Here is a 20,464-nt window from a genome sequence, read left to right as displayed (position 1 = left end):
CGCCCACGAGCGGACGGGGCACAGACCGGGGAGGCACCCCGTCTTGTAAAAGGGTGAGCGGTCGGATACCTGCGCGCGTTCGGTGGGCCAAGGGACAGGGACGGAGACAGGGCAGGGTGTACGTCACACGGGTGCGACTCACCGACATCAAGGGCTTCAGCGGCAGGCGTGCTGTAGACGTGCGGCTGCCGGGGCGCGGCGGCTGGACGGTTCTAGCCGGCCGCAACGGCTCGGGCAAGTCGACGCTGTTGCGGGCGATCGCTCTCGCGCTGTGTGGGCCGGAAACCGCAGTAGCCCTGCATGCGGCTTCGACGGGCATGGTCACCCGGAGCGCGCCCAACGGCCGGGTTGTGGTTGATGTCCGTGTCGACCCGCAGGCCGATGAGTTCTTGCAGCTGGAGACGGCCGTGGCCGTGCCGGCAGATCTCCGGCTGGGGCCCTGACGTGGAAAGCCCCGCCGGCGAGACCGGGGTGGGGCCGGCGGCCGGCCAGCTTGTTGGCCGCGGGGGCATCCACGCCGAAGTGCATGCCATCGCACGCGGGCCATGGTCGCCTGCGGCCTCGGTGTGGTTCTGTGCCGGGTACGGGCCTTTCGACGGTTGTCGGGGCATCTGGCCGGCGGATACGCCCAGGATGAGCTCGCGGCCGGCCACCACCTGTCCACGCTCTTCCACGAGGACGCCGTTGTGGGCGACTGCGTGGGGTGGCTGATTGGCCTGCGCCACCGGTCACGGCAGGAGATGCCGGAGGACGGCCCGCAACCGGGCTCCGCCGCACGTTTGCTCGACATCGTGCTGAACCTGCTCAGTGATGGCCTCCTGCCGGATGGGCTGCGGGTCAACGGCGTGTCGGCCGATGGGCTCTGGGTGTCCGCCGGCGACGGCCACAGCTTCCCGCTGCGTGAGCTGGGCGACGGCTACCGGACCGTGGCCGCCCTGGTCCTGGACGTCACGCGGCAGAGGCATGCGGCGTACGGCCAGTTGAAGGCACACGAGGATGACAGCGGTCGCGTCGTCATCCTGCAGCCGGATGTCGTGCTGATCGACGAGGTCGACGCGCACCTGCATGTGACGTGGCAGCAGCAGATTGGAGACGTGCTACGCGATCACTTCCCCAACGTCCAGTTCATCGTCACCAGCCACAGCCCCTACCGACTGTCGGGCCGCCGACGAGTCTGCGCTGATCCGTCTGCCGGGTCCGGGTGAGGACGAGCCGCCCGGCGTGGTGGATGAAGACCTCTACCGCAGGGCGGTCTACAGCAGTGCGAACGACGGTTATGTCGAAGCTGTTCAGTCTGGACACGCCCTACTCCAGCCGTGCCGAGGACCGCCGGTGGCGGCCGATTGCGTTGGAGCGCAGGGTGTATGCCGGTAGCGTCTCGGATGAAGAAGTGGCCGAGTACCAGGAGTTGAGCCGTCTGCTGACCAGTTCGGTGCAGAGCCGGGTCGCCGAAGTCGCGGCACGGCTGGAGCAGGAGCAGTGATCCCACCCCAGCGCAGGGCCGCTCCCGCGAACACGCAGGTGCCTTCTGACTCGGTGACCGCCCTCGTATGCTCGCACCACTTGGCGACGCGCAACTGGGTTGGCAGGAGGATGCGATGACGAAGCCGGGTCCTGTGCCGTCTGACGAGCGCCTACGCCTCGCTCCACGAAGACCTCCTCCACCTCACCGACCGCGGGGCCGCGAACCACGAACACCGGCCTGCGGTAACCCGTCCGGCGGGCCGTACCGATCCGCGGGGCGGATCACTGCACGCGGAAGCTGGGCGGAGCGATGTGCCAGAGCGCTCGAGCGCTCTGGCACGGCCACGCCAGCGAGGGGAGAGTCGCTAGGCCGACGTCTCCTTGGCGACCGCAGGCCGGAACGGCCCCTCAGTCGCTTTGAGCCGCTGCATGGCAGTCAGCCTGACGGTGAAGTGGACGGCGGCAGCCGCGGCGACAATGTGCAGCACGTCGGCCGCCATGTACTGCACCACCGCGTTCTTGATCTCCGTCAGAGTTTCGGCGTTCTTGTACTTCGTCCCGGCGTACCGATTGAACAGGACGCTGAAGACGAACAGACCCCACCACAGGTTCACTGGCCACGTCCGCGCCCGGTACCGCTCACCCTCGGCCGGTAGCGGAGTGGCGGCACCCCACATGTCGAGGGCGATGCGGTATGGCATCCAGAGGTTCACCAGCGGAATGAGCCAGGCACCAATGGCCCAACCGGGTCCGTTGCGGAACTGGTCCGGTGCCATCAGCCCGGTGTTGCGGCGCATACGGAAAAACCAGATGACGAATATGATCGCGGCGGGCAGGTATACGGTGACCTGGTACCTTCCGGCCGTCTCGTACAGCGAGGCAGCGGCGTCCAGTTCCTGCTGCGGAGCCGCGACAAAGCCGCCGTCCGCGTCGATCACCGCTCGGAGCCTAAAGCCGGCGAAAAGGCTGAACACGTCACAGAGGGCAACCAGAGCGAGCCCTCCGACGGCGGCGACCAGGAGGCCGAGCGACGACACGGGGGCCCCAGCAGGCAGCAGCGGGCGCGGACGCAGATCATTGGATGCAGACATGGCTGTAGGCCCCCACGGACGAGAAGAGAAACGGTCCGCGGAACAGTGCGCGGCCGAGGCACGATACGCCGATCACATACATCCCGTCCATGAGCCGTTTTCAACCTGCACCATGAGCGACGCGTCAGCAGCGGTCCCGCCGCGTCGGTGAATCAGGACCGACGTCCGATCACGACGTGAGCTGCATAAGATCGGCGCTCATGAAGGCTACGGAAGTCCTCGAACTGACGGATCCTGCCCGGCGGTCCTGGAGCGGTAGCGGTGCTCGGCCCGTCCGTGTCCACATGTGGCGACCGGCGAAGGTGACCGACAAGACTCCGCTGGTGCTGTTCTCGCATGGCACCGGCGGAGCCGCCATCGACCTGTCCCGGCTCGCGGGGGCGCTTGCCGAGGCCGGCATGCTGGCCGCAGGCATCGACCACCACGGGCATAACTACGTCGACGGCTACCACGCCGAGGCGTTCGCCGCCTGGTGGGACAGGCCGCGGGACCTGTCCTTCGCCCTGGATCACATCTCCGCGACCGAGAAGCTGGGACGGGTGCGGCAGGATTCTCGATCGGCGGCTACACGGCCGCCGCGGTAGTCGGAGCCCGGGTCGCACCCGACGCGTACGCCGCGCTCCTCACCGGCGAGATCGAGAGCCCACCGACGCCGGAGTACCCGGGCCTGGACGCGGAGTTGCGCGAACGGATGCCGCCCGAACAGGCCCAGACATGGGTGACTGAGGCGGCCGAAAACCACACTGATCCCCGCATCAACGCGGCCTTCCTCCTGGCACCCTCGCTCGGCCCGCTGCTCGCAGAGGCAAGCCTCTCGGCAATCACACAACCCGTCGCCGTGTGCTGGGCGGATGCGGACACTACGGCCCCGCCGACGACAAACGCCCATCGCTACACGGCCGCCATCCCGGCGGCAACCGGCTTCTCGGCCGGTGCGGACACCGGCCACTACACCTTCGTCAACGACGATCCGCAGGACATCCCGACACGAGACCGTGTTGCCGCAGCCGCAGCAGCCTTCTTCGACAGGCATCTACGACGGCCGGGACGCTGACGTGCGCTGAATGCCGTCCACCCTCCGTTCTGTGCCGGCCAGCTGGGCAGACAGGACGGCGAAGCTCCTGGTAGACGAGTTCACGACCAAGATCACTCGTCTGCGCCAGGAGCTTCGTGTGCTCGTCTACCCGTCCGCGCTCGACCTGTCCACGTCCCACCTGCGGTTCCTGACGGCCCGCCTGGCCGCGCACCGCGCCGAGCGCGGCACGCGCTGGCGTCGGCTCCCTGTCGGCCGGCAAGCCCTTCTGGTGCTGGCGCACCTGCGCAGCGGGCACAGGTACGCGCAGGTCGCCGTCAGATTCAAGGTCGGCTCAGCACCGTCTACCGGTACGTCGCCGAAGCCGTGGAGGTGCTGGCCACCCTGGCACCGGACCTCGCGGAGGAGGTGCGGGCGGCGCGGCGCAAGGCGTTCGTCATCCTGGACGGGACGCTGCTGCCGATCGACCGGATCGCCGCCGACCGGCCCTTCTACTCGGGGAAACACAAGAAGCACGGCATGAACGTGCAGGTCCTCACCGACCCGTTCGGCCGGCTGCTGTGGGCCTCGCCCGCCCTGCCCGGCGCCGTCCACGACATCAAGGCCGCCCGCACCCACGGCATCATCGATACCCTCGCCGAGGCCGACCTGGCCTGCTGGGCGGACAAGGGATACCAAGGCACAGGCGGCACCGTGCGGGTGCCCTTCCGCGGCTGGCACCGCAACCTCTCCGCTGGCCAACAGGCCGTCAACGGCGCGCATGCCCGCATACGGGCGCTCGGAGAACGGGCGATGGCCACCCTCAAGACGTGGCGCCTGCTGCGGAAACTCCGCTGCAGCACCACGCGCATCGTTCAAGCCGTCCTGGCACTCCACCTGAACTGCTCAGCGTGAGGTTGGCAAAGGCTCCTTGACAAAGTCCCTGGCTGCCGCCTGATCTCACAAAGAGGTCCGCAATGTCACTGACTGACTCGCGAAACCGTTCCGTTCGTAGAAGCGGATCGCATCAGCGTTGCTGGAGTACGCGGTCACCTCGGCCTGTTCGGCCCCCACTTCCTTCGCCCAGGCCGTGAACTGCCCGACCAAGCGTGCTCCGAGCCCGCCACGGCGGTGATCTGGCTGCACATACATGCTCACGAGCGTCGCTACCCTCGCCGGCCTCATAGCAGATCCCTCAGCCACGGCCCCAGCAAGGTGTCCCACGACCTGCCCGCCGCAGTCTGCAACAAGAAGGACCCTGAAGGGGTCGTCTATGCCGGCGGCGAAGCGTTCAGGTCCGAACTCGCGAGGCCAACCCACGTTGACGCTCGGATCCCTCTTCCCTGCATCTTCTGCAAACAGAGCGCTGCTGCACGCAACCAGCCCACCCAGGTCGGCTGCCCGGGCAGGGCGGACGATGACCTCATGCTGTTGATCACTCATACCGCGTGACGCTAGCTCAACGCACTTCGGCGATTATGGGACCTCTACAAGGAGGATCGCGCGTCACAGGAGCTGTGGGAGGTTGCCCTCCTGCAGCGGGAATTCCGCGATAAGGACTGGGACTTCTTCGCTCCGCGCGCGCCGTTCTGACTAGGCGACCCCGCTGTGAACCGACCACCCTTTGGCTCGACGAGGTACGGGTGGCGGGCCTCGAGAACGGCGTCATCGGTTACGACGGTGAACAGCACCGTTGATGATCACGATGGTGTGACGGGACCACTCGCTGTAGCAGGGAACCCACAGGTGTGCATCTGCCGGAGCTTGATTACACCGAGGTCCGGGTCTTCTGCTTGAGGCGTTCGTAGGGCGTCTGCCCGCCAAGGGCGCCGTGGGGGCGATGGTAGTTGTAGTAGTCCTCCCACTCTCGGAGCTTGTCGTTGAAGACGCCGGTGTCATCGATGACGACGCCGTCGAGCATGCGGTAGAACTCCTCGGCGTCGATGCGATGAGAGCGTTCGACCTTGCCGTTGAGGTGAGGTGATGCCGGTTTGATGTAGGTGTGGGCGATGCCCTTGTCGAGGACGTTCCAGTGGAAGGTGGACTGGAACTCCGCTCCGTTGTCGGTCTGGATCACCTCGACGCGGAACGGCAGGCGCTCCAGCACGTAGTCGAGGAACTGGACGGCGGTCTTCTGGTCGCACCGCGGATAGATCCGCAGCACCCGCAGCCGTGTGCAGTCATCGATGGCGGTGAACTGGTAGTACTTCGCTCGCCGCCGCCGCTTGGGCAGAGTTCCGGTTACCGGCACCACGGCTGGGGTCTGCTCCGGTAGGCCGATCGGTTCGATGAATTTGACGTCGATCTGGACTCGGTTGCCGGGCAGCTGCTTCTCGTAACGGGTGTAGCGCTTGTCGTGCCGTTTGTAGCGCTGAGAGGCCGGCAGTCGGTTGATCCCGAGCTTCATGAGGATGCGGTAGGCGGCGGAGCAAGCGATGTCGATGTCGTGGTACCGCTCGAGGTACATCTTGATCTTCATCGGGCCGAAGTGGTAATGCCGCCGCAGGTAGACGATCTTGTTGACGACATCAGCCTCGGTGGCATGGGGGCAGTTGTGAGGCTTGCTGGAGCGATCCCGCAGGCCCTCCAGGCCCTCGTCCTGGTACCGGCGCAGCCACTTGTAGAAGCAGGTGCGGCTGATGCCGTAGTAGCGGCAGGTCAGCGAGACGTTCCCTGTGACTTCCTCGGCGTGGCGCAGGACCGCCAGGCGATGATGGGCTTGGCGGTCCTGCTGCTGTTGCAGCGAAGGGGGCATGGCAGATCTCCATAGTGGTCGGAGACCGCGAGTGTCAACAACGTCCGGCAGTTTTATAGGTAGCGGTCATCACCCGGGATCGCGGACACAGCTGCGCGGGATCGACGCCTGGCGGAAGCCACGTTCCTGCAGGTCAGTCAATTCCGTCGGTGGCCCTAGGGGATGACGAGTAGCTTGCCGGTGGTACGCCGAGCCTCCAGATCGCGGTGAGCTTGGGCGACCTCGGCGAGCGGGTAGCGGGCCGTCACGGTGGTCTCAAGCGCCTTGGTGCGCACCAATTCAAGCACGTCGGCGGCGCGCCGGAGCAGCTCGGACCGATCGGCGATGAAGTGCCCGAGACTTGGCCGGATCAGGGTCAGCGAACCGCCCTGGGCGAGCCGGATGGGGTCGAAGGGCGGCACTGCACCACTCGCGGCGCCGAAGAGCACCAGGTGGCCGCGGGTTCGCAGGCTGGCGAGGCTCGCATCGAAGGTGTCCTTGCCGACGCCGTCGAAGACGACAGGCAGGCCCTGGCCGCCATGGAGCCGCTTCACCTCGGCCGCGAGATCGTCCACTGCAGAGTAGAGGATCACCTCGGCGGCCCCGGCGCGCCGCGCCAGCTGGGCCTTCTCCGGTGTCGAGGTTGTGCCGATCACTCTGCCGCCGAGATGGGTGATGAGCTGGGTCAGCACAAGCCCCATGCCGCCGGCAGCAGCGTGCACGAGCGCCGTGTCGCCTGGCTGGACTGGGTAGGCGTCCTTGACGAGGTAGTGCGCCGTCATGCCCTGCAGCAGCACGGCGGCGGCGGCCTCGAAGTCGACGCCGTCGGGCAGGGGCACGAGCCGGGAGGAGTCCACGACGGCCTGCTCGGCATAGGTGCCGGGAATCTCCACCCAGCCGACCCGGTCTCCCACTGCGACGTGGGTGACGCCGGGCCCAACCTCGAGGACCGTGCCCGCGCCCTCAGTGCCCGGGGTGAAGGGCAGCGGGAGGGTGTACCGGCCCTGGCGGTGGTATACGTCGAGGAAGTTGACGCCGGACGCGGCGACTTCCACGACCGCCTGGCCCGGGCCCGGCATCGGTTGATCAATGTCGACCAGTCGCAGCACCTCGGGACCGCCCACTTCGGAAACCTGAATCGCTCGCATGACCCCTCCTGAAACGGCTAACTTCCCTCACCAACTTCGGTCGTGGCGATCCGATTCCCGCTCGCGGGGAGGTGTCGTAGCCGTCTCGTTGCCCACGTGGGAGAAGGGTGCCACCGACGGAATGGGCTTGCCCAGGTGACGAAACGCGGTCGACGGTCGGGCGGGCATCACGGCTCTGCCTGCGCTCGCCCCGCAGCTGGCTCCCGTTAGCGGTCATCACCCGGGATCGCGGACACAGCTGCGCGGGATCGACGCCTGGCGGAAGCCACGTTCCTGCAGGTCAGTCAATTCCGTCGGTGGCCCTATGACGGCTGATGCCGGCCTGGCCTGGCTGGTCAACCCCGTAGAACGGTGGCCGTACGGCTCGGCCCCGACGCCTCCGTGGAGCTGACCGTGCGCACGCCCGCGGCGCGGACTGTGCCCGGGTACCGAGGTCGCGTCGTGATGTCTCGGTTCATCAAGAGCACACTGCGGCAAGGGCGGCGGTCACGGCGGCCGCGAGCGTGAGCACAGCTATGAACGTTTTGGCCGCATGCCTGAGCGCAGCGGCGTCTGGGAGGCTTGCACAGGTGGCCGACGAACGGATGGAGCACGGTCCGGCGCGTGCCAGTGAGGCGGCGGAGGAACCGACCTCGCGGGTCAGTTCCTCCGCCGCCCGGTGCCGTTTGAATCACCGTCCCTGATCGGTGCCCTGTTCCCGGGAGCAGGCCGCCAGCGCCCGGCGATGTCGTGCGGCGTCGGCGCCTGTCGCCCTGTCAGGGTCAGCGGTCCTGGGCGCAGAACTTCTGAGCGGGGTGCTATTTCAGGGGCACGGCGTCCCCGGCCGACACGACTCGCGCGGTCGTCGTTGTGCCGGGGAAGTACCAGCGCCAGCTTCCCGCCGAGGTGGCGGTGACCTTGGTGCTCAGCTGCCCGACGTCGCCCGTCTTCACTGTCTTGACCGTGCTGTAGTGGGCGGTACCTGCCTGCTTGAACTGAAGCTTCACGTCCTGCCCGGCGTAACCGTGGTACTTCAGGTCCTCCCAGTTGGCCCGGGACAGCTTGCCGGAGACGGTGAGCGTGGCGCCCTTGGCCATCGGCTCGGGCGCGGCGTCTGTCGTGAGCTTGGAAGCGCGCTTCATCTTGAACTCGGCGATGTGGTCGGAGATCCAGTAGTCACCGTCGTTGGCCTTAACGGTGGCATTGACCTGCCAGACACCCGCGGTGCGGTTGACATCCCCGGGCACGCTGCCCGGGAGCCAGCCCGGGGCGATCGTCATCGTGGCCGTGCACACCGACGTGGTGGAACTCTTCTTCTCGCACCGGGTGTCCACCCAGTCGCTGAAGCCCCACCCGTTCGTCTTGTTGAACACACTGACGTCCGACAAGCCCTTGACCCCGGAGTCATCCCGGATCGTGATGGCGATCGGATAGGTGACGCGCGCCGACGTGCCAATGATGACGTTGTTCCCCCGGTTACGACCGTCTTGGTGACCCGGATGTCCCCCCTGCCCTCCGCATGAGCTCCCGTCGCGGACAGCAGCGTCATAGCCGCCGCCCCACTCGCCAGGATCCAGGCCGTTGTGGCCGCTCTACCTCGCATGATCCCTCCCCTGTGATGTGAGAGGAGATTACACAGCCAGGCGGGCTGGGTTCGCACAAAGGTTCGCCAATTCCCAGTGGTCTATCGGACAGTGAGCCCGCTCCCAGCATTCCCTCAGCCCGCGAACCTCATTTCTTCGGTTCCCCTGTCTGGGGAGGGGCGCCGGCTGGCGGCCTGGAACGAGGCGGGCGTCTGGGACAAGCTCCACCAACTCCTGCTGAACAGGCTGCGGTCGAAGAACCAGCTGGACTGGTCGCGGGCGGTGATCGACTCCTCCCACGTCCGGGCCGCACGCAGGGGCCCAAAAGCGGCCCCAGCCCGGTCGACCGCGCACGTCCGGGCAGCAAGCACCACCTCATCACCGACGGGCAGGGGATCCCGCTCGCGGTGTCGTTGACCGGCGGAAACCGTAACGACGTCACGCAACTTCTGCCGCTGTTGGACAAGATCCCGGCCGTGGCCGGAGTCGTCGGCCGGCCGCGCAGGCGGCCCGACATGCTCTTCGCGGACCGCGGCTACGACCGCGACAAGTACCGCCGGCTCCTGCGGCAGCGCGGGATCCGGCCGGCGATCGCCGAACGTGGACAACTGCACGGCACCGGTCTGGGCACCTTCCGGTGGGTGCGGGGGGCCGGAGGCAGGCGGGGCCCCCGGCAGCCACCGGACACCGACCCTGGTCCGATCTGATGATCTGGCCCGGCGGGAGTGGAACGGTCTGGTTCTGCGACTGGGGCAAGCAGTGGTGGCCCAATGACGAGGGGTCCCCAACTGGCGCGACAACAGGGTCCGCAGGGACGGCCTGAATGACCTAGCCGGAGTGACCAGGAGACGCGTAGGGGAACTTCACGCCGGTGAGGTCTTCGGAGACGGCCCACAGCCGCTGCTGGACGGCCACCTCGTACGACGCCGGGCTGGAGGTGACCAGCCGGGGGTGGCCCTTGATCTCGTTGCGCCCGCCAGGACCGTAGTACTGGCCGCCGAGCGCGCCGGGGTCGGTGGCGGCGCGCAGGGTGGGCAGGGCGCCCATGGCCGCCGTCTGGGTGATCAGCGGCGCGAGCCAGGTGACGGGCAGACGGAGCGCGGCGGGGGTGTTGCGGGCGAGCTCGGTGTTGGACATGCCGGGGTGCGCGGCCACCGCGATGGTGGTGCCGTGGGTGGCGAGCCGACGCTGCAGCTCGTACGTGAACATCAGGTTGGCCAGCTTGGACTGGCCGTAGGCGCCGACCCGGCTGTACGACCGCTCCCACTGCAGGTCGTCGAAGTGAATCGCGGCCCGGATCCGGTGGCCGACGCTGCTGACCGTCACCACGCGCGAGCCGGGCACCGGCAGCATCAGGTCAAGCAGCAGCCCGGTGAGCGCGAAGTGGCCGAGGTGGTTGGTGCCGAACTGCATCTCGAAGCCGTCGGCGGTGGTCTGCTTCGGGGTGTACATCACGCCGGCGTTGTTGATCAGCAGGTCGATCCGGTCGAGCCGGGAGTGCAGCGCCGCCGCCGCGGTCCGCACGGAGTCGAGCGAGGTCAGGTCCAGCGCCTGCACGGTCACGTCGCCGGGCATGCGGGCCGCGGCCTGCATGCCCTTCTCGACGTTGCGCACGGCGAGCACCACGGACGCCCCGTGCTCGGCTAGCACCTTGGCGGTCTCGTAGCCCAGTCCGGTGTTGGCCCCGGTCACCACGACCACCCGCCCGCGCTGGTCCGGAATGTTCGCCGTTGTCCACTTCTTGCCCATGTCAGGCTCCCAGTTAGCTAACGTACCGAAGGTATCTTGTGCCGTCGACGTTAAAGTACCTTCGGTATGTTGTCAACGTACCGCAGGTACCTAATCTAGACTGGTGATCGTGACTTTCCAGCGGGCGCGAACCGAAGAGCAGCGGGAGATCCGGCGACGGGCGATCCTCGACATGGCGTCGGCGATGCTCGACGAGATGCCTGTGGCCGCGGTCACCCTGAACGAGCTCAGCCGCCGGGTAGGCCTGGCGAAGCCGAACGTGCTGCGCTACTTCGAGTCTCGCGAGGCGGTGCTGCTGGAGCTGCTCGACCGGTATTTGCGGGAGTGGCTGACGGAGCTGGCAGGGGAGCTGGCCGCCGGCATCGACGAAGACCTCCCCATGCCCGAGCGAGCGGCAGCGGTGGCCGAGATCCTCAGCCGCTCGCTGTCCGGCCGAATGGTGCTGTGCGAGCTCTTCGGCGCACAGGGCAGCGTCCTGGAACACAACGTCTCCGTCGAGGTCGTAGCACGCTACAAGCGCGCCTCCCTGGACCGCCTGACCACCATGACCGCCCTGCTTCGCAAGTACCTGCCGGAGCTGGGCGAGAACGCGACACTGTTCAGCCTGCAGACCATGGTCATGGCCGGCGCGCTGTCGGCGTACAGCACGCCCCCGCCCAGCCTGCAGGCGGCCTACGAGGCCGAGCCCGACCTGGCCCGCTTCCACTTGGATCTGAAGGACTATTTGAAGCAGGCCCTGACCGCAACCCTCCTGGGCGTGCTACCCCGCCGCTGACCAGCGTTGCACTGAACGGGCCGAAACCTCTGCACCTCTCGCGCTCGGACGGTGCAGAGGCCGGGGTGCCCAAGCTCGGGCCGCCGACCCTTCCCCCGGCACCCGACGTATCCGCGGCATCGCCGCCCAGACCCTCCGGCTGGCCTTCCAACTCGCCCACGCCAACCGCCGCAAGATCGGCCGCTGGCTCGCCGCCATTCCGCCCGACGGGCACCCACCCCGCCGACGGCCCACCCGTCGCCGAGCGATGAGACCTCTCGGCAGCCGGACCCCCACGGGCCACACCGCTGCAACAACGCCCTGGACCGGGCGGCCATCGGGGAGTGGCACACGGTCGTCGGCCCACAGATGTACCGGGGGTTCGCGCTGCACAAGTGGCTGGCGCCCGGCCACTCCTCCAGCAGCGTCCCCGGACTGTACTGACGGGCTCTCAGCGTCGGCTGTCGCCGGGCGCGAGCAGGCTGGTCACCTCAGCGATTGCCTCCGCCGACGGGTGAAATTACTTGCGCACGTTCTCCGGCTTCCTGTGCCGCGACTTCGCCATCAGCATTGATGATGCGCTGACCACGGGCTCTCGTCAGTCCGCAATGGACGGTCGGCGGTGTCGGGCGGCCGGGCACTTCTCATGCCACCTTGATGACAACCTTGCCCGAGGTGTGACCGTTCTCGACGGTGGCGAGGGCGGCCGGGGCGTCGGAGAGCGGATGAACCTGGGTGATCACGGGCACGAGGACTCCGTCGAGGGCCAGCCGGGCGGACCACTCCAGGTTCTCGCGGTCGAGACGACGTTCGACGAAACGCCCACCGAGATCGGGCACAGACATATCACCCACGGCGATGACGTTGCGGGGATCCCGGGCCAGTGGAGCGACCGTCCGCAGCGAGGTGCCTCCGACCAGGTCGACGATCCCGTCGAAGCCGTCCGGGACCAGCTCGCGCGCCGTGGTGACGACGTCCTCGGCGGCGTAGTCGATGAACCGCACCCCGATGGCCTCGGCGTGCTCGCGTTTGGCGGTACTCCCGGTGCCGATCACACGCAGCTCGCGCCCAATGGCCAGCCGGGCGACGGCGAGGCCGACACCGCCCCCGACCCCGTTGACCAGGACCGTGGCACCGGCCGGGAGGTCGAGCTGGTCGAGCACATCCACCGCGGTCGTCCCGGCCACTGGCAGCGTTGCCGCCACGGTCGCGGACAGACCCTCCGGGATGCGCGCGGTGTTCGGCGCAGACAGCACCGTCGTCTCGGCGTAGGTGCCGCCACCGGTGAGTGCGAAGCCGAAGACCGCGTCACCCACCTCGAGCCCTTCGACATCCTCACCCCGAGCGAGAACGATTCCGGCTGCCTCCATGCCCAGCACGCGGGGAAACGGACGCCCGCCGTCGAGCCCGTCGACCAGACCCGAGCGCAGAAGGTAGTCGAGGGGATTAACGCTGGCCACGGTGACCTGGATCAGCACCTCGCCGCGACCGGGGACGGGATCGGGACGATCGAAGAACTCCTGCACCTCGGGCCCGCCATACCTGCCAAAACCCCACGCCTGCCCCATCTTCTGCTGCCTCTCGTGTGACCGACCCCGGTGGTTCCGGGCGCTGTCGCCATCCTCACTTCTGACATTGATGTAAGGGGCAAGAGGCTGAGATGCAGATCACAGCATCAGGCCGACTGTGCCACCGGTTCCGGGGCCATGGACAGCTCCGCCCGGTGCCGGCTGTTGGCCCTGATCAGCACGTCGAGTGCATCCCGGGTCTCGATCAGGTGCGCGATGTCGGCGTCGATCCGGTCGCGCTCGCGCATCATCGCCGTGAACGTCTCCTCGGCGACACCCAGGTCACCCGGGACGTCCACACACGGCAACACAGTCGCGATCACCCTGCTGGACATACCCGCGTCGAACAACTGCCGGATGAGCGACACGCGCTGGACCGCAGCATCGGAATAGTGACGCTGCCCCGCGTCGGAGCGTGAGCTGGTCAGCAGGCCCTGCTCTTCGTAGTACCGCAGTGAGCGCGGACTCACTCCCGTGCGCTTGGACAGCTCGCCGATCCGCATTTCTGAGAGCTTACGCCCGCGTGCTCCGGGTTCAGACCGCCGGCGAGTCATGGACGTTCGCGGACACCCCCACGGCCGCAGGGCTGTCGTCCCGGTCCCACGACTGAACACGTTCGTCTGTACGCGCCTGAGCACTTTCCTCAGTACGCCGACAGGGCCTTCCCCGCCGCGCTAGGTCGGCGTCTTCTCTGCGCAGAGCCGCGACGAGCTTGTTGAAGCTTTGCGGGCTCAGCCCTGTAAACGGGGTTATCCAACACGGCTCAGACGACGTGATCACACCAGCCACATCGAGATCATCCGCTGCGTCAGGAAGCATCGGCCTCAGGAGCCCTGAGGTTCCGGGACCTCGGGATACCGGGGGCGTTTCCGTTTGAGCGGGGCCAAGTCGCTGAGGTCGATCCCCGTGGCCTTGGAGTACTGCTTGGCCCAGTCGGCGACGGCGTGCCGGAAAAGGTAGTCGGGCCGGGGAGCTACCGGCTCCTCGCCTCTGTTCCGCAACTTGGCCACAGCCGCCCGTTCCAGATCCTGATCTCCGGAATGCCTGGCCAACAGGAGCGCCTGCGCAAGCCGGGCTGGCTCGTTGTTGGTCGGCGCGAAGGACCAGACGCTGCCTCGGTGAACGTGGGCATCTGCCAGCAGGAGCAGGCCCAGGTCGTGGCGGTCGCGCACGAAGCACAAGGAGAGAGGCCCGTACTGAGTGACGGCGGCAGTGACCTCCGGTGCGAGTGGAGTGCCACTCGCCGGCCAGCCATAGCAAGCGCCCGTGGGGATGTTGGTTGGATTCGCGTCGCCGGATGGCGTGGGGTGGTCGATCCGGATGCTCATTCCGCCGAAGCTCTCCATCCGGTCACGCAGGCCGGTGTCGTACGTGTGGACCATCCATCCGAAGACCGACCGGTCGTGGCGGTCCTTCCAGATCGACAGTGTGGAGTGCAGGTCTCCCTGTGCGAACGTCAGGTCGCCACCCTCGACACCGGCAGGGACCATCCTGAGCAACTCGGCGAGCTCGTCCGCCATCTTGTGCATCGTCCAAGGCCGCGTCACGAAGGCATGCTAAGCGTTGGCCAACAGAGTGGTGACCTGCAGGACCGGGACCGGGGCCCGGCCGCCTACCGGGAAGCCACCTGAAGATCGATTCAAGGCCGCTGCCTCAGCTCAACAGGGCTGGTGGGACGGGGTCCTGCCCGACTGCTGGCTGCTGATCGAGTGGCCCCGCCGATGCCGAGGCGCCGACCGATTACTGGCTGTCCAACCTGCCCGACGACACCCCCATCGCCGACCTGGTGCGTCTGGCCAAGGTCCGCTGGCGCATCGAGTACGACTATCGCGAACTCAAGCATGGCCTGGGACTTGACCACTTCGAGGGTCGTTCCTGGCCGGGCTGGCACCATCACGTGACCCTCGTGACCGCCGCCCACGCGTTCCTGACCGAACAGCGCCTGGCCCCAAGAGTGCCCGCACCGGACTTACCCTCTACCAGGTCCTCGACACCTTCCAGAACATCCTGAGGTGCTGGACCGGCATCTGCACCACATGCCAACAGCCCCTGCCCAGCAGGTCACACACAACGCCGAGATCGAGACGGACCCAACGGAGTCCTAGGACGTGTTTGAGATGTTGATCAAGGTCATGAAACGATCTTCAGATGTCTCGTGGCGATCTGACGGATGCGCAGTGGAAGCGGCTGGAAGCGGTCTTGCCGCCGATACCGAAGATGGGCCGGCCTCCGAGGGATCGGCGGCAGGTGTTCGACGGGATCTGGTGACGGGCCCGGACCGGCTCGCCTTGGCGGGACGTGCCCGAGCGGTACGGCCCCTGGGAGACCGCGTATGCGGTGTTCCGACGCTGGCAGATCGATGGGACCTCGACCCGTGTCCTGAAGAAGTTGCAGGTCAAGGCGGATGCCGAGGGGGTCATCGAGTGGGAAGTCTCGGTCGACTCCACTGTTTGCCGGGCCCACCAGCATGCCGCCGGGGCCCGCAAAAAGGGGCTGACGATCCGGGCCGGACGCGTCCGAACGGCCTCGCGGCCAAGCCGGACGACCACGGCCTGGGGCGCTCCCGCGGCGGGCTGACCACCAAGATTCACCTCGCCGTCGACGCCTCCTTCCACGTCCTCGCAGCCGTCATCACCGCCGGCCAGCGGGGCGACGCACCCGTCCTCGAGCAGGTGATGGACCGAATCCGTGTCCCCCCGGATCGGCGGTGGGCGCCCCCGCACTCGGCCAGAACATGTACTTGCCGACCGGGCGTACTCCTCCCGTCAGATCCGCTCCTACCTGCGCAAACGCGGGATCGCGCACACCATCCCAGAGAAGCAGGACCAGGCCGGGCACCGGGTCCGGCGTGGTTCCCTCGGCGGCCGTCCGCCTGGATTCGACCGCGAAATGTACAAGCGCAGACACAAAGTCGAGTGCCGGATCGGCCTTCTGAAGCAGGCACGAGGCGTCGCGACCAGGTACGACAAGCTCGCTGTCCGCTACGAGTCGACCGTCCAACTCACCCTCATACGGCAGGCGCTGTGACCGCCTGTCATGCACGATCCCGATGACGCCACGGACCGTCTGGCACCAGGGTGCCGAGCACGGCCAGCAACTGTGGCGGCTCAACCGGGTCTGGCAGCGAGCTCAGATCCGACCATTCGATCCAGACATGCGTGTCCAGGTTGACCTGCTCATCGGGGAGCAAGCCGGTCCGGACGAGCGATGGTTGCTCGTCGGCGAACTGCGCAACGAAGAAGTGCTCCGTCCCGATGTACCGCTTGCCGTTCCACTGAACATCACGGTCGACGAGCACCGACCGGTCAAGCACCGCAGCCGGGTCGAGTCCGGTTTCCTCGGCCAGTTCTCGTCGTGCCGCCACCAGCGGCGTCTCGCCAGACTCGATACCGCCACCGGGTGGCTCCCAGAGCCACGTCCCGTCGAACGGATCACGCCAGTGCAAAAGAAGCAGGCGATGGGCAGCGTCCAGACAGATGACCCGGGCGGCGGGCCGGTGCGTTGTTTCCACCATCCTGACGCTATGCGGTGCTCGAAATGTCGATCAAGACCTGAGCCGCGTTGATCGATATCTCAAACACGCTCTAGCTTGATCTTTAACCTGTGGTCTCGAACGGCGTCTCGTACTTGATCACTCGGGTTGGTAACTGCCGTACAGGCAGGCGGCCTTCGGCTGACCATGTGCTCCGACCAAGGAATACACGTGATCAGCACGAAGGCCGTGGGGATGGGTGTGTTGCACCATGCTGTCCGGCAGGACCCATTCGCGGAACTGTCACGCTTCCGGGGCGATTTCTACTCCTGCCTCACCAGGCGTTCGGACGCGCTGTTCGAGGTGGCCGACGCCGTGCTGTGTGCCAACGGCCCGGTCCGCTCGCTGGTAGAACTCTCACTGGTCGGCGAGCATCGCCGCGGACACGGCGGGCTCTATGACGCCCTGGCCGCGGGCCGGGTGGACCTCGCCCGGCTCCGGCGGGCCCTGGCCACGGTGCCACTGCCACGGGCGGCGGACGGCCGGCTGGTCCTGGCCGCCGACATCACCTGCTGGCTGCGGCCCGACGCACACACCTCACCGCAGCGGATTCTGTGCCACACCTACGGACGCGGCAAGGACCAGCACATCCCCGTCCCCGGCTGGCCCTACTCGGTGATCTGTGCGCTGGAAGCAGGACGCAGTTCCTGGACCGCGCCGCTGGACGCCCTGCGTCTCGTGCCGGGGGACGACGCCGCCACCGTCACCGCGCGGCAGATGCGCGAGCTCATCGAGCGGCTGATCGAGGCCGGGCAGTGGAAGGACGACGATCCGGACGTCCTCATCGTGGTGGACGCCGGATACGACGTGCCCCGCCTGGCCCACCTGCTGGGGGACTTGCCGGTGCAGGTGCTGGGCCGGATGCGTTCGGACCGGGTCCTACGCCGGGCGGCCCCGCCCCGCGAGCCGGGCACCCTCGGCCGCCCGCCCCGTCATGGCGGCGAGTTCGTCTTCGGCGACTCGGCCACCTGGAACACTCCTGATGCGGCGACCGTGACCGAGACCCGGCTGTATGGCACGGCCACCGCCAGAGCCTGGGACCGGCTCCACCCCAGGTTGACTCACCGCTCTGCGTGGGTCTCCCAGTTGGGCGCTCTGCCGGTCATCGAGGGCACTGTGATCCGTCTGCAGGTCGAATACCTGCCCAGCGGTGCGACACCGAAGCCGGTGTGGTTGTGGTGGTCGGGCACCGATGCCACCGACACTCAGGTCGACCTGCTCTGGCAGGTCTTCTTGCGGCGCTTCGACATCGAGCACACGTTCCGGCTGTTCAAGCAGACGCTGGGCTGGACCTGCCCGAAGGTCCGCACTCCTGAGGCGGCTGACCGGTGGACCTGGCTGATCCTCTCCGTCTACACCCAGCTGCGGCTGGCCCGACCGCTGGCGGCTGACCTGCGTCGGCCGTGGGAGAAGCCGAGCCCGCGGAACAGGCTCACCCCGGCCCGCGTCCGCCGCGACTTTCGCCACCTGCGCCCACAGGCCGCCTGCCCCGCCAGAGCACCGAAACCCTCCCGCCCTGGCCCAGGACGACCACCCGGCCGCAAAAACACCCGGCCCACCCCGCGCTACGACGTGCACACAGTCCGCAAACCAGACACCGCGAAACAGCGAACCAAGAAGTCAACGACCCCACGCCCCCGCCGCACAGGTTAAAGATCAAGCTAGTAGACGCCCTTCCACGAACCGAACTCGGAGGGCATGTCACCCCAGGGCGAGCCTGTGCGGTACTTCCACGCGATCGCCTCGATCATCTGCCGGTGATCACGCCACCGCCCGCCACGTTGCGGAGTCCGGTCCGGAATTCAATCCGCGACCCACTGCACATCAGTCAACGCCATGACCAGACCGACCCGGTGATCCGAATGAGTCGGCCTCGGTGCAGGATGGGCGCGTGCTCCCTCCCCGACTCCTGTGGCGTGATCCCCGGCCCAGCCCCCGGTTCAATCGGCCGGAGCCGGTGACTCAGATTGTCCGGGATCCCAGCTTCTACGAGCCCAGCGATGAGGACGACTGCCCAAGGTACGGGTACTTCTGCCAGGCCCACGACCGCCACTACTGGCACGAGTCCTGCGGGGAAGGGCCGCATCTCATCGCCCTGCACTGCCAAGAGCACGGGCCAGAGAGCATGTGGCCGCAGCCACTCATGCTGATGTTCCCAGAAGGGTTCGACCCCCCGCTGAGCGACGCGCAGCTGGCCTGGGTGCGCGCGGAGGACGACGCTGACTACGCATGATCCGAAAGAGACGGCCTAGCTAGGTCGGGTCGCTGGGACGACGCCCCCTCGGAAAGCGTGAGTTGCAGCTCACCGAGATTCATCGGGGCAGAGGCTCCCACCTCGGTGACTCGCCGCCTTACCAGCCACCTGGGTCTTTGCGAGGCTGAAACTGGCGCAGCTTACGCTCGGATAGGTAGATCAGCTCACACATCCGCTGATCCTCCCGATCCCTCACCTGCCAATCAAGGTCAGGCGGCTTCCGGCATCGCGTAGCCGTGCGCGACGTCACGGCGTTCGCCGAGACGGTTCCCGCGGCGGGTCAGCCGCCGTGTCATCAACGTGATGGCCGCCAGGTGATCAGCGACTCGCTCATCTCGGGCAGACGTTCGTGGTCGCGGCAGTGACGGCGGGCCCTCATGATCCATGACCAGCCCCGTTCCACGGTCCACCTGCGCGGTAGCACGACGAAGCCCTTTGCCTCCGGCGGGCGCCGGACCGTCTTGAGGGTGATGTCGAGGTACTTCTTCGCCCAGGGGATCAGACCGTTCTTGGCGTGGCGGAGCCGGCCCAGACGACGGCGATCTCCGGGGCCAACAGTGCGAGACGGAACAGCAACTCCCGGTGGCAAAGGAGGTCCTGTTCCGGCTGCGGCTGATGCACCCCGAGATCACCATCGTCTGGGCCGACTCCGTGTCCGGCACTGTGAGGAGTCCCGCCGGTTCCATGAACGCAAACGCGCAGAGGGCAAGCTCCACTTCCAAGCCGTGCTCGCTCTTGCCCGCGGTCGCGTCGACGTTGTCTGGGCCCTCCTTCGCGACGGACGATGCTACGAACCCACGCCGCCCGTTGCTCTCGCGGTTTGACAGGCGCCACGTGGAATCAGTCAGCCGTCCGCGGCAAGGCGGTCGAGCCATTCGCTGAGGAGGTGTTGTTCCGCGCTGCTGAGCGTTGTCTGGCCGGGCAGGAGGGCCTGCAGGGTTCGGACGGCGTCGGCGAGGCCCGCGTCTTGCACCACGGGTCTCTCGTGGGTGACGGCGGCGACCATGGATTCGCGCAGCGTGGTGAGCAGGGCCGGGTCGCGTTGGTCCTCGGGTAGCGACAGCCAGGTGAGCACGGCGCCGCGCGCGGTCGCGTGGATGAGAGCGGCCGCGAGCGTCTCGTCGACGCGAAGCCAGCCGCCGGCGGCGAGGCGGCGGATGCGCCCCAGCAGGATCTGCATGCCGGCCTGGAAGGCAGCCGATGCCATGGCGCGTCGGGGGTCGCTGTACATCAGCGCGTACAGCTCGGGGTTGGCGAGCCCGAACTCGACGGCGAGGTCCCAGCCCGCACGCAGATCTTCCACCGGGTCCTGAGGGCGGGTGTCCCTGTGCTTCGTCGCGAGGAAGGTGGCGTGGCCGTGCTCCACCACTGCCTCGAGGAGCCCGTCCTTGTCGCCGAACAAGCGATAGATCGCAGGGGGCTGCGTCCCGGCGGCCGCCGCGACCGCCCGGGTGGTCACCGCGTCGCGACCCTCGCGCGCGAGCAGGTCCGCCGCTGCCTCAACCACCCGCTGCCGGGTGACCTCACGGACGTCGGCTGCAGTCTCCGACGCTGCGACGTGAATGGCGTCGGTCTTCGCTCCCTCAGACATGAATC

19 protein-coding genes and 6 pseudogenes are annotated in these 20,464 nt (G+C 67.5%); 13 read left to right on the top strand and 12 right to left on the bottom strand.

The features are described from left to right. The first annotated feature begins 131 nt into the window (after positions 1-131). The 3 genes from EJ357_RS47315 (at position 132) to EJ357_RS47305 (ending at position 1,483) form a co-directional block, all read left to right on the top strand. Entirely contained in the window at positions 132-443 is a 312-nt protein-coding gene (locus EJ357_RS47315) for an ATP-binding protein (protein ID WP_267132836.1), read from the top strand. A gap of 102 nt (positions 444-545) precedes the next feature. Continuing rightward, positions 546-1,205, top strand: coding sequence for an AAA family ATPase (locus EJ357_RS47310; protein ID WP_126398961.1), 660 nt, complete (start codon positions 546-548; stop codon positions 1,203-1,205). A gap of 71 nt (positions 1,206-1,276) precedes the next feature. Next, on the top strand, positions 1,277-1,483 hold the full coding sequence (locus EJ357_RS47305; protein WP_228472858.1) for an ATP-binding protein: 207 nt from the start codon (positions 1,277-1,279) through the stop codon (positions 1,481-1,483). 346 nt (positions 1,484-1,829) lie between these two features. Here the strand turns inward: EJ357_RS47305 and EJ357_RS47300 are convergent, their stop codons facing one another. After that, positions 1,830-2,402, bottom strand: a complete 573-nt coding sequence (locus EJ357_RS47300; RefSeq protein ID WP_228472857.1) for a DUF4328 domain-containing protein — start codon at positions 2,400-2,402, stop codon at positions 1,830-1,832. Positions 2,403-2,755: 353 nt separating this feature from the next. Between EJ357_RS47300 and EJ357_RS47295 the strand changes: the two genes are divergently transcribed. The 3 genes and pseudogenes from EJ357_RS47295 (at position 2,756) to EJ357_RS47285 (ending at position 4,482) form a co-directional block, all read left to right on the top strand. Then, entirely contained in the window at positions 2,756-3,139 is a 384-nt protein-coding gene (locus tag EJ357_RS47295) for an alpha/beta hydrolase family protein (RefSeq protein WP_126398957.1), read from the top strand. Between the two features lie 107 nt (positions 3,140-3,246). Beyond that, positions 3,247-3,609 (top strand): alpha/beta hydrolase, encoded by a 363-nt coding sequence (locus tag EJ357_RS47290; RefSeq protein ID WP_126398955.1) that lies wholly within the window; start codon positions 3,247-3,249, stop codon positions 3,607-3,609. Positions 3,610-3,727: 118 nt separating this feature from the next. Further along, a pseudogene (locus EJ357_RS47285) lies at positions 3,728-4,482 on the top strand (transposase family protein). 45 nt (positions 4,483-4,527) lie between these two features. On the opposite strand, the gene EJ357_RS47280 reads toward EJ357_RS47285, so the two are convergent. From EJ357_RS47280 to EJ357_RS47265, 4 genes and pseudogenes are all read right to left on the bottom strand, one after another. Continuing rightward, positions 4,528-5,010, bottom strand: a complete 483-nt coding sequence (locus EJ357_RS47280) for a GNAT family N-acetyltransferase (RefSeq protein WP_126398953.1) — start codon at positions 5,008-5,010, stop codon at positions 4,528-4,530. Positions 5,011-5,335: 325 nt separating this feature from the next. Further along, positions 5,336-6,322, bottom strand: a complete 987-nt coding sequence (locus EJ357_RS47275; RefSeq protein WP_126398951.1) for an IS481 family transposase — start codon at positions 6,320-6,322, stop codon at positions 5,336-5,338. A gap of 155 nt (positions 6,323-6,477) precedes the next feature. Then, complete coding sequence (locus EJ357_RS47270; RefSeq protein WP_126398949.1) at positions 6,478-7,449, bottom strand: quinone oxidoreductase family protein; 972 nt, start codon at positions 7,447-7,449, stop codon at positions 6,478-6,480. A 797-nt stretch (positions 7,450-8,246) separates the two neighbouring features. Then, positions 8,247-9,031, bottom strand: a pseudogene (locus EJ357_RS47265) (hypothetical protein). 160 nt (positions 9,032-9,191) lie between these two features. Here EJ357_RS47265 and EJ357_RS47260 point away from each other — a divergent pair. Next, positions 9,192-9,655, top strand: a pseudogene (locus EJ357_RS47260) (IS5 family transposase); the annotation flags it as partial. Positions 9,656-9,839: 184 nt separating this feature from the next. Here the strand turns inward: EJ357_RS47260 and EJ357_RS47255 are convergent. Then, positions 9,840-10,760, bottom strand: coding sequence for an SDR family NAD(P)-dependent oxidoreductase (locus EJ357_RS47255; RefSeq protein WP_126398947.1), 921 nt, complete (start codon positions 10,758-10,760; stop codon positions 9,840-9,842). 109 nt (positions 10,761-10,869) lie between these two features. Here EJ357_RS47255 and EJ357_RS47250 point away from each other — a divergent pair, with 109 nt between their 5' ends. Then, a complete protein-coding gene (locus EJ357_RS47250; RefSeq protein WP_126398945.1) occupies positions 10,870-11,535 on the top strand; it encodes a TetR/AcrR family transcriptional regulator in 666 nt (221 codons plus the stop codon). A 623-nt stretch (positions 11,536-12,158) separates the two neighbouring features. Here the strand turns inward: EJ357_RS47250 and EJ357_RS47245 are convergent. From EJ357_RS47245 to EJ357_RS47230, 3 genes are all read right to left on the bottom strand, one after another. Continuing rightward, on the bottom strand, positions 12,159-13,040 hold the full coding sequence (locus EJ357_RS47245) for an NADP-dependent oxidoreductase (protein ID WP_228472856.1): 882 nt from the start codon (positions 13,038-13,040) through the stop codon (positions 12,159-12,161). Between the two features lie 149 nt (positions 13,041-13,189). Beyond that, positions 13,190-13,585, bottom strand: coding sequence for a MerR family transcriptional regulator (locus EJ357_RS47240; protein ID WP_126398941.1), 396 nt, complete (start codon positions 13,583-13,585; stop codon positions 13,190-13,192). Positions 13,586-13,906: 321 nt separating this feature from the next. After that, on the bottom strand, positions 13,907-14,602 hold the full coding sequence (locus EJ357_RS47230; RefSeq protein ID WP_126398939.1) for a hypothetical protein: 696 nt from the start codon (positions 14,600-14,602) through the stop codon (positions 13,907-13,909). A 148-nt stretch (positions 14,603-14,750) separates the two neighbouring features. On the opposite strand from EJ357_RS47230, the pseudogene EJ357_RS47225 reads away from it, so the two are divergent. Together EJ357_RS47225 and EJ357_RS47220 are read left to right on the top strand one after the other, a co-directional pair. Beyond that, a pseudogene (locus EJ357_RS47225) lies at positions 14,751-15,093 on the top strand (IS701 family transposase); the annotation flags it as partial. Between the two features lie 137 nt (positions 15,094-15,230). Then, positions 15,231-16,109 (top strand): annotated as a pseudogene (locus EJ357_RS47220) (IS5 family transposase). A gap of 7 nt (positions 16,110-16,116) precedes the next feature. Here the strand turns inward: EJ357_RS47220 and EJ357_RS47215 are convergent. Continuing rightward, a complete protein-coding gene (locus EJ357_RS47215; protein WP_126398937.1) occupies positions 16,117-16,596 on the bottom strand; it encodes an NUDIX hydrolase in 480 nt (159 codons plus the stop codon). Between the two features lie 213 nt (positions 16,597-16,809). On the opposite strand from EJ357_RS47215, the gene EJ357_RS47210 reads away from it, so the two are divergent. Beyond that, a complete protein-coding gene (locus EJ357_RS47210) occupies positions 16,810-18,267 on the top strand; it encodes an NF041680 family putative transposase (protein ID WP_126400967.1) in 1,458 nt (485 codons plus the stop codon). 8 nt (positions 18,268-18,275) lie between these two features. On the opposite strand, the gene EJ357_RS50095 is transcribed toward EJ357_RS47210, so the two are convergent. Next, positions 18,276-18,365 carry a transposase gene (locus EJ357_RS50095; protein ID WP_126398935.1) on the bottom strand — a complete coding sequence of 30 codons (90 nt, stop codon included), beginning with the start codon at positions 18,363-18,365 and terminating at the stop codon, positions 18,276-18,278. Positions 18,366-18,571: 206 nt separating this feature from the next. Between EJ357_RS50095 and EJ357_RS47200 the strand changes: the two genes are divergently transcribed. Together EJ357_RS47200 and EJ357_RS50090 are read left to right on the top strand one after the other, a co-directional pair. Beyond that, complete coding sequence (locus tag EJ357_RS47200; RefSeq protein ID WP_126398933.1) at positions 18,572-18,847, top strand: hypothetical protein; 276 nt, start codon at positions 18,572-18,574, stop codon at positions 18,845-18,847. A gap of 683 nt (positions 18,848-19,530) precedes the next feature. Beyond that, a pseudogene (locus EJ357_RS50090) lies at positions 19,531-19,692 on the top strand (IS110 family transposase); the annotation flags it as partial. A 20-nt stretch (positions 19,693-19,712) separates the two neighbouring features. Here EJ357_RS50090 and EJ357_RS47185 read toward each other — a convergent pair. Further along, positions 19,713-20,459 (bottom strand): TetR/AcrR family transcriptional regulator, encoded by a 747-nt coding sequence (locus EJ357_RS47185; protein ID WP_126398929.1) that lies wholly within the window; start codon positions 20,457-20,459, stop codon positions 19,713-19,715. Between the last annotated feature and the right edge of the window lie 5 nt (positions 20,460-20,464).

It is taken from the genome of Streptomyces cyaneochromogenes, assembly GCF_003963535.1.
Taxonomy (GTDB): Bacteria; Actinomycetota; Actinomycetes; order Streptomycetales; family Streptomycetaceae; genus Streptomyces; species Streptomyces shaanxiensis.
This window is presented reverse-complemented; position numbering and strand designations above follow the sequence as displayed.